Source organism: Kitasatospora sp. CB01950 (genome assembly GCF_001905465.1).
Classification (GTDB): domain Bacteria; phylum Actinomycetota; class Actinomycetes; order Streptomycetales; family Streptomycetaceae; genus Kitasatospora.
The window spans coordinates 415,417-428,750 of sequence record NZ_LISX01000004.1 but is presented as its reverse complement, the minus strand read 5'-3'; the positions used below and the strand labels follow the sequence as shown (position 1 = coordinate 428,750).

Sequence of the window (13,334 nt, the reverse complement as noted above, 5' to 3'; positions counted from 1 at the left end):
GGGAATCAGTGACAGGCGGGCTCGGGGGAGGCGCGTGTGAACAGCCCAGCGGTCCGGGGAAAGGAAGCGCCGCGGCCGTACTTCTTCCTCAGCTACGCGCACACCCCGAGAGTCAACTCGCGGGGCGCGGCCGACCCCAACCTGTGGGTGGCGAAGCTGCACCAGGACCTCTGCGAGGCGATCCTGCAGATCACCGACGCACCCGCCGGGCACCCGATCGGCTTCATGGACCGCTCGATGCACCAGGGCCAGAAGTGGGCCGAGCGGCTGTCGCGGGAGCTGGCCAGCTGCCGGGTGTTCGTGCCGCTGTACTCGCCGAGGTACTTCAAGTCCGAGGCGTGCGGCCGGGAATGGCACCTGTTCAGCCGCCGCTCGGTCTACCAGCGGCGGCCCACCACCGAGCGGATGACCGGCATAGTCCCCGCACTGTGGGTGCCGATGGACCACTATCCGCTGCCCCGGGTGGCCGGCGAACTGCAGTTCAACCACGACAGTTTCGGCCCGGACTACGCCGCCGAGGGCCTGTACGCGCTGATGAAGATCGCCACGTACAGCTCGCAGTACCACACCGCGGTGTGGCGCCTCGCCCAGCGGATCGTGGACGTCGCCGAACAGACCGTCATACCGACGGGCCAGGTATTGGAGTTCGAGTCGCAGCCCTCAGCCTTCGATCCGCCCGACTCCGCCGACCACGTGCGGATCTCGGTGTTCTCGTACCGGCAGCCCGAACTCCCGCCGAACCGCAGCGCCGCCTGGTACGGCGAGCAGCGCACCGACTGGCAGCCGTTCCGGCCGGACTCCGGCCGGCCGCTCGCCCAGGACGCCGCCGACGTCGCCCGGACCATGGGATTCCAGCCCACCGTAAGAGAGTTCGAGGAGGAGTCCGAGCACCTGCTGACCAGCGAACGCCCCTCCGCACCCTGCGTCCTGCTGGTCGACCGGTGGGCGTTCCTGGACGGGCGGCGGGCCGAGGCGGTGCGACGGCTCGACCGCCGCAACCTCGGCTCGGTGGCCATCCTCGAACCGTGGAACCGCGACGACCAGCAGAGCCGCGACCACGAACGGATGCTCAACGAGATCGGCGACAGCGTGCTGACCGTCAGCCGCGGCGCCCGCCAACGACCCAGCCTGCGCGACGAAGGCCCGGGCGGCGCGCCCGGCAGCCTGGAGGAGTTCCGCGGCGAGATGGAACGCGCCGTGATGCGCGCCTGCACCGCCCACGAGCAGCAGCACCGGGACCGACCGCCCGAAGGACCCACCGACCGCAGACCCAGCATCGGCCCCTGAACGACACCAGCAGAACGTCGGACGGTCGGGACTCCGTCCGACGGCACGGCGTGCGGGAGACAACGGGCACCAAGGGCCCGGGGGAGGGAACGTCATGACCGAGAGGCCGGCGAAGGGCCCGCAGATCCAGGCGCGCCGCCGCGACACGACCGTCGAGAACAGGCACGGACGGATCGTCACTTTCTACTCCTACAAGGGCGGCACCGGCCGCACCATGGCGCTGGCCAACACCGCCTGGATCCTGGCCGCCAACGGCTACCGGGTGCTGGTCGTCGACTGGGACCTCGAAGCGCCCGGCCTCGCCCAGTTCTTCCGGCCGTTCCTCAACCCCGAGGTGGTGGCCGCCACCACCGGCATCATGGACCTCTTCGCCGACTACCTCGAAGAGGCCCGCCGCCCCATCGACCGCGACCCCGAGTGGATCGAGGACTTCGCGCGGATCCACCCGCACGCACTCTCCCTCGCCTGGCCGCACTTCCCCGGCAGCGGCCGGATCGACCTCGTCCCCGCCGGACAGCAGAACCGCGACTACTCCGTCGCCCGGCTCGACTGGGACCTGCTCTACGAACGGTACGAGGGCCGGCGCTTCATCCAGTCGCTGCGTGCCGACATGAAGCGCCGGTACGACTACGTGCTGATCGACAGCCGCACCGGCCTCACCGACACCGCGGACATCTGCACCGTCGAGATGCCCGACGACCTGGTGGTCTGCTTCACCCTCAGCGACCAGTCCATCGACGGCTCCTCCCGGATCGCCCGGGTCATCGAGGACCGCTACGGCGACCGCGACATCCGGATCATGCCCGTCCCGATGCGCATCGACGAGGGCGAGAAGGAGAAGGCCGACGCCGGCCGCGCACTCGCCCGGATCAAGTTCGCCGGACTGCCCGCCGGTTTCGCCGAGAGCGACCTCGCCCGCTACTGGGCCGGCGTGGAGATCCCCTACCGGCCGTTCTACGCCTACGAGGAGATCCTCGCCCCGTTCGGCGACCAGCCCGGCCTGCCCGGCTCCATGCTCGCCGCCAACGAACGCCTCACCCGGGAGATCACCCAGGGCCGGGTCGCCGGACTCCCGCCGATGCCCGAGGACCTGCGGCTGCGCCACCTCGACGGCTTCGCCCGGCGCCGCCCCACCGCCCCCGCCGACCTCTACCTCAGCTACGTCCCCGAGGACCGGGCCTGGGCGGACTGGGTCTCCGCGCTGCTCGCCGACGCCGGATACCGGGTCGTGCCGCGCGACGTCGGCGCGGGCGCCAACCCGCGCGAGGCCACCGGCCGCGGGATCGACTCCGCGTACCGCACCGTCGCCCTGCTGTCCGCCGCCTACCTGCAGTCCCCGCAGGCCCAGGCGCTGTGGGACCGCACCGTGCTCGCCGACCCGGCCGGCGCCCGCCGCCAGCTCATCCCCGTCCGGGTCTCCGACGTGCGCCTCAACGCGCCCTACAACAGCCGCAACCCGGTCGACCTGATCGGCCGCGACGAACAGGCCGCCGCCACCACCCTGCTGCGCGCCCTCGGCCGCAACGAGACCGAACTGCCCGAACGCACCCCCGGCGCGCCCCGGTTCCCCGGCACCAAGCCCACCTACTGGGAAGTCCCGCAGCGCAACCACTCGTTCACCGGCCGGGTCAAGGTCCTCGACGACCTGCGCGCCCAACTCGCCGGCGGCACCACCGCCGTGCTGCCGCCGCCGCAGACCCTGTACGGCCTCGGCGGCGTCGGCAAGACCCAGGTCGCGCTGGAGTACGCGCACCGGTACATGTCGCACTACGACCTGGTCTGGTGGATCGACGCCGAGCAGAGCGAGAACGTCGTCGTCGACCTCGCCGAACTCGCCAGCCGGCTCGGCCTGCGGGTCGGCGACAACGTCAACGAGGCCGCCCAGGCCGCCCGCGACGCGCTCCGCCAGGGCAACCCCACGCCCAACTGGCTGCTGATCTTCGACAATGCCGACGAGCCGTCCGAGATCCGCCGGTTCTTCCCCGACGGCCCCGGCCACATCCTGGTCACCTCCCGCAACCAGGGCTGGTCCGGGCAGGCCGGCGTGCTCAACGTCGACGTGTTCGACCGCACCGAGTCCGTCGACCACCTCACCCGCCGGGTCCGCGGCCTCGCCCGCGCCGACGCCGACCGGGTCGCCGATGCCGTCGGCGACCTCCCGCTGGCCGTCGAGGTCGCCGCCGCCTGGCTGGAGACCACCCGCACCCCCGTCGACACCTACGTCAGCCAGCTCAAGGCCGAGGCCACCCGGGTGCTCGCCGCCGGCGAGACCCCCGTCGACTACCCCACCCCCGTCGGCCTCACCTGGAACGTCTCCATCACCCGGCTGCGCGAACAGTCCCCCGCCGCCGTCCGGCTGCTGGAACTCTGCGCGTTCTTCGCCCCCGAGCCGATCTCGCTCAAGCAGTTCTTCTTCTCCGAGCAGATGCGCGTCGCGCTCTACCCCTACGACGAGGAACTCACCGACACCTTCCTGCTCGGCAAGGTGCTGCGCGCCGTCAGCCGCTACGCCCTCGCCAAGACCGACGCCGGCTCCGACTCCTTCCAGGTCCACCGACTCGTCCAGGCCGTCGTCCGCAGCGGCATGACCGACGCCGACCGCAACATCGCCGCGCACCAGGTGCACCGCATCCTGGTCAACGCCCGGCCGCCCCGCGGCGACACCGACGACCCCGCCAACTGGCCGACCCTGGAGAAGATCTGGCCGCACCTCGCGCCCTCCCGCGCGCAGGACTGCGACGAGCGCGAAGTCCGCGAACTCCTCATCGACCGCGTCCGCTACCTGTGGAAGCGCGTCGACCTCTCCCAGGCCCTGCAACTCGGCCGCCAGCTCGACGAGGCCTGGACCGTCCGCTCCGAGAGCGAGGCCGACCCGGTCGAGAAGCGCACCTGGCAGCGGCAGATCCTCAGCCTGCGCCTCCAGACCGCCAACGTGCTGCGCTCCCAGGGCGCCTACAACGACGCCCTCGAACTCGACCAGGCCACCCTCGCCGGACAGCGCGAACTGCTCGGCGAACACCACCCGTACACCCTGATGACCGCCAACTCGATGGCCGCCGACCTGCGCTACCTCAGCCGCTTCCAGGAAGCCCTCGCGCTCGACCTCGACACCTACAGCCAGTTCGTCGAACTCTTCGGCGAGGACGACCCGCGCACCCTCACCGTCGCCAACAACCTGGCCATCGACCACCGCCTGGTGGGCAACAGCCGCGAAGCCCTCGAACTCGACCAGGACACCTTCGAGCGCAACTCCGCCGTCCGCGGCTCGCACCACCCCTACACCCTCGGCACCAAGTCCAACGTCGCCCGTGACCTGCGCGAACTCGGCGACTACAAGGGCTCCGTGGACCTGCTGCGGGAAGTCACCGAGGCCTTCGCCGACCTCACCCAGTCCGACCTGCCGGAAGAACTCCGCAACGCCAAGTCGCTCGCCGTCTCGCTCCGCCGCGCCGGCAAGTACGCCGAGGCCCGCGAACTCACCGAACGCACCTACGAACGCTACATCGACCTGTTCGGCCCCGACTTCGCCGACGCCCTCGCCTGCCGGCTCAACCTCGCCGCCGACCTCAGCGCCGCCGGCGACAAGGAGACCGCCAGGGACATCGCCACCGACGCCTACGAGGGCCACCGGCGGCTCTTCGGCGACGAGCACCCGTTCACCTACGCCTGCGAGAACAACCTCTCCATCTACCTGCGCGGCTCCTCCGACGTCGCCGGGGCGATCAGCCACGGGCGCAGCGCGACCGAGGGGCTCGGGCGGGTGCTCGGACACGAACACCCGTTCACGCTCAACGCGAGCATCAACCTGGCGAACGCGCTGGCGGAGAACCGGGAGCTCGCCGAAGCCGAGGCGATGGCTCGCGCCGCGTACGGCGGGCTGGTCACCCGCTACGGCGCCAACCACCCCGACGCGCTGATCTGCCAGGCCAACCTCGCCGTCACCCTCCGGGTGGCCGGCCGGCGCAGCGAGGCGGAGAACCTGCGCATGCAGGCCATCGCCGCGCTCGTCGAACTCTTCGGCGAGGACCACCCGTCGGTCCTCGCGGCCCGCAGCTGGCAGCGCAGCAACCGCGACCTGGAGCCGCAGCCGCTGTAGGGACGCCAGGGGCGCGGGAACTGCGCGACAAGCGCAAGGCCCGCCCGCAAGGTCGCGATCACGTGCAGGTCATTGTCCTGCGTCGCGACCTTGCGGTGGGGTGCCTTCCGCCTCGCGCAGTTCTCCCCCGGCCCTGGCGGGCCGGGAGGTACCCCCACGCGCCCCTGGTTGTGCTCTCCCACACCCTCTACGCGTTGGCGGCCCAGCGGATCGCGTCCGTCATCTCCTTCAGGGAGCCGAAGTGCGCCGCGCCGGGTTCCAGGTAGAGCTGGGCGCCGGGGATGTGGTCGGCGAGCCAGGCGGAGTGGCCGACGGGGGAGAACTTGTCGTCCGCGCCGTGCCAGATGCGGACCGGGACGCCGATGGTGTCGACGGCGAAGCCCCAGTCGGCGATGAAGGCGAGGACGTCGTCGATCCAGCCGTCGGCGCCGTAGCGGAAGGCCTGGCGGTAGGTGGACTGGAGCATCCGGCGGATGCCGACGTCGGCGACGACGGTGCGGTCGGGAGCGGTGAGTTCGGGGACGAGGTTGCGGATCAGTTGGGCGGGGTCGCGGCGGATCACCTGGGAGCGGACCTGGAACGGGCCGGCGATCCGGGGTTGGCCCAACTCGGCCTGGCGGTAGGCGCGTTCGTTGGAGGGGGTCATGCCGTCGAACCAGTCGAGGCCCTCCGCGTCGCGGGGGGCCAGGGAGACCTGGGTGGCGGCCCGGACCACCCGGTCCGGGAGGAGCGCGGCGCAGGCGAGCGCGTGCGGGCCGCCGCCGGAGCGGCCGACCACGGCGAAGCGGTCGAGGCCGAGGGCGTCGGCGATGGTGGTGACGTCGTCGGCGGCGTGGCGGACCCGGCGGGCGGGCAGCCGGGTGGAGTCGCCGTAGCCGGGGCGGTCGAACGAGATCAGCCGGACCCGCATCCGGGCCAGGACGGCGCTGCGCGGGGCGGGGCCGACCCGGCTGCCCGGGGTGCCGTGGAGCAGGAACACCGGCCTGCCGGAGGGGTCTCCGGATGTCTCCACCGCGAGGATGCCCCCGTCCGGTGTGTCGATCCTTCGGGTGGCCACGCAGTGCCTCCAGGTCAGCTGGGGATGTCCAGGCTGCGCACCTCGCGGCGCGCCTGCCAGGTGGTGTGTTCCCGGGAAATGGCGTCCTCGGCGTCCCGGGCGAGCCGGGCCCAGTTCTCCTCGGCGTCCGGGGCGGACAGGTCGACGGCCGCCAACTGGGCTTCCACTTTGGAGAGTTCGGCGGCGGCGAGGGTGTAGGCGGCGGCCTGCGGGCGGTACTGGCGGAGCTGGGCCCAGGCCGAGATGGAGGCGGCGACGGCGGAGATCGCGCCGAGCGCGTCGAAGGTGAACGAGCCGAGGGCGCGCAGCACGGCGAGCAGCAGTCCGGCGGCGGGCAGCACGATGGCGAGCCGGCCGACCCGGCGGGTGGCGTTGCGGCACTGGATGGCCTTGGCCTGGTACCACTCGCGCTGGCTGTGCACCCGTTCGCGCAGGTAGGTCTCGCGGCGGACGGGCAGCGGCTGGTCGCGCAGCCGTTCCATGGTCTCGGTGATCTGCGGGTGGCGGGCCGGGGCCCGCCAGGTGCGCAGTTCCTCGGAGACTCCCGGGGTGACCCGATCGGTGTCGAACTCGCCGAGGATGCCGGAGAGTTGGATGTCGTAAAGGCGTTCGGCGTCGGGAAGTTTGCGGGGCGGCGGCTGGTAGGAGTCGGCGCGCACCGCGTACTTCCACACCAGGGTCTTGACGGACTCGGCGACCGCCCGGCCGTCGTACCAGAGCCGCTGCGGGTTCTGCCAGGCGACGGTGACGGCGATGAACAGCGCGCCGAGGTAGGCGACGGCGGCGAGCCAGGCGTACAGCGCGCCGTCGGCGGAGCCGGCGAAGGCCGCGCCGACCAGCAGCAGCAGCTCCCACCGGGAGAGTGCCACCGCCCGGGCCTGACCCTGCAGGGACGCGCCGTCGGCGGCCCAGAACAGCTGCGGCAGCAGGTCCTGCTCCCGTACGAAGCCGATCGGTCGCCCCGCTCCAGTCGCCATGTCCGCCCCCGCAGCGCCGTCTCACCGGTCTCGGGAGTCCTTCCCAGTGTCGGTGGAACTTACGCGACCGGCACGGGAGTTGGCCGAATGGGCGGGGTTGCGCCGGGGGGCGCGGGGCGGTCGGCGGGCGGTTACCAGGCGTAGAAGATGCGCTCCGCGTTGTCGGCGATCACCTTGTTGTTCCACTCGGTGCCGCCGTCCACGTTCCCGGAGCGGAACAGCGGCGGGGTGATGCCGCGGTCGGCGAGCTTGGCGGTCGCGGAGGCCATCACCGACTGCATCAGCGCGCTGGTGACGATGGTGGAGACCGAGCCGAACGGGGCGCCCGCGCCGGGGTGGTCGAGTTCGCCGTCGCCGGGGGCGATCTTGCTGTCCAGCACCAGGTCGCAGTTGTCCTTGAGGTAGGTGCCGGACGGATGGTTGGAGCTCACCGCGGCGGGATACGCCAGCGAGGTCACGCCGATCACCTTCATGCCGCGGTCCCGGGCGTGCCGGGCGAGCTCGACCGGCATCACCTGGCGGCCGGACAGCGAGATCAGGAACAGCAGGTCGCCGCTGCGGGCGGGCGTCAGGTCGAGGGTGGTGGTGGCCAGCCCGGAGACCCGCTCCAGTGCGCTGCCCAGGTGTGCGGGCATCACGTTCACGCCGGTCATCCCGGGCACGTTGAGCAGGTTCATCACCACCAGGCCGCCCGCCCGGTAGACCACGTCCTGGGCGGCCAGCGAGGAGTGCCCGGCGCCGAAGGTGAAGATCCGCCGGCCGTGCTCGACCGCCTCGGCCAGCAGCTCGGCCGCGGCGTCGATGTTCTCGCCCTCCTCGGCGCGGATCCGTTCCAGGTGGGCCACGGCGGCGTCCAGGTACCGGCCGACCAGTTCGGTCATCTCGTGCTCCGTCCGAGCGCTGGCGGTCCGGAGGGCCCGGGCCGCGGTGGGGGGAGAAGGCTACGGCGTGCACGGTGGCCCCTGGCGCGCCCGGCTGTCAACCGTCGCGCGGGGCGTCCGAAGGCCTTCGCGGGCCGGGGCACAACGGCGGACCGCACCTGGTTGTCATCTCCGTACGTCAGAATTGGCGGTGAGGACACCGAAGAACGGAGCCAGGGGCGATGTCAGGGCTTATCGACACCACCGAGATGTACCTCCGCACCATCCTGGAGCTGGAGGAGGAAGGCATCACCCCGATGCGCGCCCGGATCGCCGAGCGGCTGGAGCAGTCCGGCCCGACGGTGAGCCAGACGGTGGGCCGGATGGAACGCGACGGCCTGCTCCAGGTCGCCGAGGACCGGCACCTCGAACTCACCGAGGACGGCCGCCGGCTCGCGGTGCGGGTGATGCGCAAGCACCGCATCGCCGAATGCCTGCTGGTGGACGTCATCGGCCTGGAGTGGGAGCAGGTCCACGAGGAGGCCTGCCGCTGGGAGCACGTGATGAGCGAGACGGTCGAGCGCAAGGTGCTCGCCATGCTCGGCCACCCCACGCAGTCCCCGTACGGCAACCCGATCCCGGGCCTGGACGAGCTCGGCGACACCAAGGCCGAGGGCGAGGGCTACGACGCCGGGCTGGTGACGCTGGAGTCGGTGGCCGGCAAGGACGGCGCGGACGTGGTGGTGCGCCGGATCGGCGAGCCGATCCAGACCGACGGGGAACTGATGCGCACCCTGCGCCGCGCGGGCGTGCGCCCCGGCGCGACGGTGCGGGTCGCGCAGGCGGCCGGCGGCGTGCTGGTCGGCTCCGGCGACGGCGCTGCCGAGCTCGGCAAGGACATCGCGGCGCACGTGTTCGTCGCCCAGCCGTAGCCGCTCGGCACTGCTCCCGGGATTCGCCCCGGGAGTCGTGGAACGCGCATCGGGGCCCGGTGTCCCCGCACCGGGCCCCGCATGCTCCCCCTTCGTTCCCTCCCTGATCCCCCGTGCCGCCGCACTCGGCTTCCCCGACCGAACGCCCTCCCGGCAGCCCCCCACGTCTCTCTCGACCCTTTCGGCCCGACCGCTCCTTCCGCTCCACCGACCCCGTGCCGACGCTGAGGATGATCCCCTCGGCAACCGCCGCCAATCCTTGAGCGCTGTCACCCGATAGGTTGGCTTGCCTTGCTGACCTGCGGGTATGACGACTCATTTCCGGAAGATCACGCTCCGTACGCGGGTGGCGGGCGCTCAGCGCACGGCGGCGGCCTCCCGCTGCACGGTGCGCGGGGCCGACGGGTCGCGCAGACAGGCGTACGCCAGCGGGCCGACCAGGTCCACCGCGTCCGGGAGCCAACGATTCAGCAGGGTGGGCGGCCGGGCCCACAGCGCCGTGGCGTGCCCGCCGAAGCGGGACGGCGGCGCCGCCACCCAGTCGCCCTCGCCGCGTGCCACCAGGTCCAGCGTGCCCGGGGGACAGCCGATCTGGCGCAGCAGGTCGGGCAGCTTGGCGGCCGCGCCGGGCAGCACCAGGAAGTGCAGCCGCCGCCCGCGGCGCCCGCCGGCGGCCGGCGCGGCCAGCACCGGGCCGAGCTGCAGCCCCATCCGCTCCATCCGGGCCAGCGCCAGGCAGCCCGCCACCTCCGGCACGTCCAGCACGTCGAACGCCCGCCCGGTGGGCAGCAGGATCGACGCGTCCGGGCGCTCCGTCCACCACCCGCGCACCACCGACGCCCCCACGGTGGCCAGCAGCCCCCAGTCCTCCCCGACGGGGTGAGCGCCGGGGAGCGCGCAGCCCGGATCGCCGCAGGAGCAGCAGACGGCCGCGCCGTCGCCGTCGAGCAGCCACGTCCCGGGGACCACCTCCCAGTGGCGCTCCTCGGCACAGCGGACGGCTTCGGCCAGCAGCGACAGCGGGTCGGGTTCGGGGTCTCGGGAGGCGTTGTCCACGTGGAGCACAACTACCGCCCGTGAGTGGGGGTTACGGGCCCGACCCGAACGATTCGAACGGGTCGCGCGTTGTCACCCGGGACGGTGATCCTGGTCGGAACCCCCCGTCGCACGAGGGGCGGTAACGGGCGCAGTGGGGGCGCACAGGGGCATTCATCAGGGCGCGTGGGGAGTGGGTACGTCACCGTGGGTATTCCGCATGGTGTTGCACAGTCGTCGCCCTCCGGTCGGGTCCGGACGGCGTTGGGGAGGCGGAAAAATCCCATGGCCGCGAGACCACTCGTCGCACGAGAGCCGAACGAGCGTCTGCAGCAGCTGATCCAGGAGGCGGGCTGCTCCAATGCGGGCCTGGCCCGCCGGGTCAACCTCTGCGGAGCCGAACACGGGCTCGACCTGCGATACGACAAGACGTCCGTCGCCCGCTGGCTGCGCGGGCAACAACCACGCGGGCAGGCGCCCGCCGTCATCGCCGAGGCCCTCGGCCGCAAGCTCGGCCGCGGTGTCACCGTGGACGAGATCGGCATGGCCGACGGCAAGAGCCTCAGCTCCGCCGTCGGGCTCCAGTTCGCGCCCAGCCTGGCCGCCGCGCTGGAGCAGATCTGCGAACTGTGGCGCAGCGACGTCGGCAAACGCGACTTCCTGGCCGGCGCCACCGTCGCCGCCTCCGCCCTGGTCGAACCCAGCCGGGACTGGCTGATCACCCCGCCCGACCCGATCGTCGCCCGCACCGGCGGCACCCGGGTCGGCCTCGCCGACGTGGCGGCGATCCGCGCCACCACCCAGATGCTGGTCGACCTCGACCACCGGTTCGGCAGCGGCCACGTCCGCCCCGTCGTGGTGCACTACCTGAACAGCGTGGTCTCCGGTTTCCTCGGCGGCTCCTACCGGGACGAGACGGGCCGTCAACTCTTCGGCGCCGTCGCCCGGCTGACCGAACTCGCCGGCTACATGGCGGTCGACACCGGCCAACCCGGCCTCGCCCAGCGGTACTACATCCAGGCCCTGCGCCTCGCCCAGGCCGCCGACGACCGCGGCTACGGCGGCTACGTGCTGGCCGCCTCGATGAGCCACCTCGCCGCGACCCTCGGCAACCCCCGGGAGATCGCCCAACTCGCCCGCGCCGCCCAGGAAGGCGCCCGCACGGTCGCCACCCCCACCGCGATGGCGATGTTCTACGCCGCCGAGGCCCGCGGCCACGCCCTGCTCGGCGACGCCTACTCCTGCGAGACGGTCGCCGCGAAGGCGCTCGCCGCGATGGAGCGCCGCAACCCCGCCGACGACCCCGACTGGATCGTGCACTTCGACGAGGCCTACCTGGCCGACGAGTTGGCGCACTGCCACCGGGACCTCCAGCAGGGCGAACGGGCCGAGCACTACGCCCGCACCGCGCTCGAACTGCACCCCGCCCACCGGGTCCGCCGGCGCGCCGTCGACCTGGTACTGCTCGCCACCGCCCAACTCCAGCAGCGCGACCTCGAACGCGCCTGCGAGACGGGCACCGAGGCGGTCCGCCTGCTCAGCGGGCTGCGCTCCAACCGCGGCGTGGAGTACCTGGACGACTTCCGCAGCCGCCTGGAGCCGTACCGGGGCCACCGGGCGGTACGCGAGTTCCACGCCCGGATGGACGGGGAGGCCGCGTAGCGGGTCGGCGCGGTCCGGGCCGTGAGGCGGTCCGGGCCGTGGGACGGCCGGGGTCGGGGGCGGGGTCGGGCGCGGCGGGGTTGCGGGGCGATCTGTGCTGGTGGAGCGCGTGAACGGCGTGAAGCAATAGCACAGAACAACGGCCCACGTAGTCACCTGTGCCGGTGAACCGGTAGCGTGGCCTCGCAGTTGTGGTCCGCCGTCAGCAACGTGGCGGGGCAACCGAAAGGCCCGGGATCCCGGTGCCGTGCACAGGTGAGGTAATCGCGTTGAGCCAGCGCCGCTCGTATCCGAACTCCGGCGACTTCAATCTGGACGACCTGTTCCGGCCGGAGCCCCCCGCCACAGACGGCCAGGGCATGCCGGCGCAGGCCGCCGCGCAGCCCCCGTACGCCCAGCCGCAACACCCCGTCCCGCAGCAGCAGTCCGCCCCGCCGCTCGGGCAGAGCGGCAGCCCCGAGTACTGGGGCACCGCGCCGCAGGCCGCTGCCGCGGTCCCGGCCGCGCAGGAGGACGCCGGGGCCACCCAGTACCTGCCGCCCTACCCGGCCGGCGACCCGGGCGCGCCGACCCAGGTCGGCTACCCGCAACCCGGCTACGCCGGCGGGACGTTCGGCGGGCAGCAGCAGTACGCCGCGCCGGCTGCGCCGCCCGCGTCCGGGCAGCAGCCGAGCTACGGGGGTGCGTACGGCGCGGTTCCGCCGCAGCAGGCGCAGCAGCAGCCGCAGGCGGGCTACCAGGAGACGGGTGGCGGCAACCGGCGGAAGAAGCCGAACACCAAGGTGCTGATCGGCGCCGGGGTGGCGGGCGTCGCGGTGATCGGCGTGCTGATCGGCGTGCTCGCCGGCGGCGGCGACGAGGGCGGCAAGGGCCAGGCCAAGGACAAGGCTTCGACCAGCCAGTCGGCGTCCGCGCCGGCCGGGGGCGGCGGCGCCGCCGCGGGCGGGAACGGGGCGGTGAGCCCCGAGGCGAAGGCGCAGGCGCAGGCGATGTCCGACCTGCTCGGCACCGCGAGTGCGAGCCGCACGTCGGTCGTCAACTCCGTCTCGGCCGTCGGCAAGTGCCAGAGCCTGCCGGACTCGCAGGCCGCGCTGACGGCTGCCGCCGCGCAGCGGCAGGACCTGCTGAAGAAGCTCGGCGACCTGAAGGTGGATCAGCTCACCGACGGCGCCAAGCTGGTGGAGCAGCTGCAGAAGGCGTGGCAGGCCTCCTCCACCGCCGACTCCGAGTACGCCCTGTGGGCCGGGGACATGGTCGCGGGCTGCGACGGGGGCAAGGCGAAGGACAACGACCACTACCGCAACGGCAACACCGCGAGTGGCTCCGCGACGACGGCGAAGGAGCAGGCGGCGGGGCTCTGGGGGGCGATCGCGTCGAAGTCGGGGCTTCCCAACAAGGGCGCGAGCGAGCTGTAGGCGCGGGGCGGGG

The 13,334-nt window shown here is 72.7% G+C and carries 9 protein-coding genes; 5 read left to right on the top strand and 4 right to left on the bottom strand.

Annotated elements, in window-relative coordinates; all coding sequences use genetic code 11:
* Positions 1-36: 36 nt before the first annotated feature.
* A complete protein-coding gene (locus tag AMK19_RS13885) occupies positions 37-1,287 on the top strand; it encodes a TIR-like protein FxsC (protein WP_073811488.1) in 1,251 nt (416 codons plus the stop codon).
* A 94-nt stretch (positions 1,288-1,381) separates the two neighbouring features.
* Positions 1,382-5,383: an FxSxx-COOH system tetratricopeptide repeat protein gene (gene fxsT / locus AMK19_RS34325; RefSeq protein WP_198953315.1), complete on the top strand. Its 4,002-nt coding sequence runs from the start codon at positions 1,382-1,384 to the stop codon at positions 5,381-5,383.
* Positions 5,384-5,570: 187 nt separating this feature from the next.
* Here fxsT and AMK19_RS13845 read toward each other — a convergent pair whose 3' ends face one another.
* The 3 genes from AMK19_RS13845 to AMK19_RS13835 form a co-directional block, all read right to left on the bottom strand.
* Entirely contained in the window at positions 5,571-6,440 is an 870-nt protein-coding gene (locus AMK19_RS13845) for an alpha/beta fold hydrolase (RefSeq protein ID WP_083646760.1), read from the bottom strand.
* A 14-nt stretch (positions 6,441-6,454) separates the two neighbouring features.
* Positions 6,455-7,417 carry a DUF4231 domain-containing protein gene (locus AMK19_RS13840; protein WP_073811484.1) on the bottom strand — a complete coding sequence of 321 codons (963 nt, stop codon included), beginning with the start codon at positions 7,415-7,417 and terminating at the stop codon, positions 6,455-6,457.
* Between the two features lie 131 nt (positions 7,418-7,548).
* Positions 7,549-8,298, bottom strand: a complete 750-nt coding sequence (locus AMK19_RS13835) for a sugar isomerase domain-containing protein (protein ID WP_073811482.1) — start codon at positions 8,296-8,298, stop codon at positions 7,549-7,551.
* A 221-nt stretch (positions 8,299-8,519) separates the two neighbouring features.
* Between AMK19_RS13835 and AMK19_RS13830 the strand changes: the two genes are divergently transcribed.
* Positions 8,520-9,209 (top strand): metal-dependent transcriptional regulator, encoded by a 690-nt coding sequence (locus AMK19_RS13830; protein ID WP_073811480.1) that lies wholly within the window; start codon positions 8,520-8,522, stop codon positions 9,207-9,209.
* Between the two features lie 357 nt (positions 9,210-9,566).
* On the opposite strand, the gene AMK19_RS13825 is transcribed toward AMK19_RS13830, so the two are convergent.
* Positions 9,567-10,274 carry a bifunctional DNA primase/polymerase gene (locus AMK19_RS13825; protein ID WP_073811478.1) on the bottom strand — a complete coding sequence of 236 codons (708 nt, stop codon included), beginning with the start codon at positions 10,272-10,274 and terminating at the stop codon, positions 9,567-9,569.
* A 255-nt stretch (positions 10,275-10,529) separates the two neighbouring features.
* On the opposite strand from AMK19_RS13825, the gene AMK19_RS13820 reads away from it, so the two are divergent.
* Both AMK19_RS13820 and AMK19_RS13815 read left to right on the top strand, forming a co-directional pair.
* Positions 10,530-11,906, top strand: a complete 1,377-nt coding sequence (locus AMK19_RS13820; protein ID WP_073811477.1) for a transcriptional regulator — start codon at positions 10,530-10,532, stop codon at positions 11,904-11,906.
* Positions 11,907-12,175: 269 nt separating this feature from the next.
* Positions 12,176-13,321, top strand: coding sequence for a hypothetical protein (locus AMK19_RS13815; RefSeq protein WP_073811475.1), 1,146 nt, complete (start codon positions 12,176-12,178; stop codon positions 13,319-13,321).
* The last annotated feature ends 13 nt before the right edge of the window (positions 13,322-13,334 follow it).

Excerpts from the sequence above, each read along its gene's own strand:
- AMK19_RS13830 (WP_073811480.1), top strand. The coding sequence starts at position 8,520 with ATGTCAGGGCTTATCGACACCACCGAGATGTACCTCCGCACCATCCTG.
- AMK19_RS13820 (WP_073811477.1), top strand. The coding sequence starts at position 10,530 with ATGGCCGCGAGACCACTCGTCGCACGAGAGCCGAACGAGCGTCTGCAG.
- AMK19_RS13840 (WP_073811484.1), bottom strand. The coding sequence starts at position 7,417 with ATGGCGACTGGAGCGGGGCGACCGATCGGCTTCGTACGGGAGCAGGAC.
- AMK19_RS13835 (WP_073811482.1), bottom strand. The coding sequence starts at position 8,298 with ATGACCGAACTGGTCGGCCGGTACCTGGACGCCGCCGTGGCCCACCTG.
- fxsT (WP_198953315.1), top strand. The coding sequence starts at position 1,382 with ATGACCGAGAGGCCGGCGAAGGGCCCGCAGATCCAGGCGCGCCGCCGC.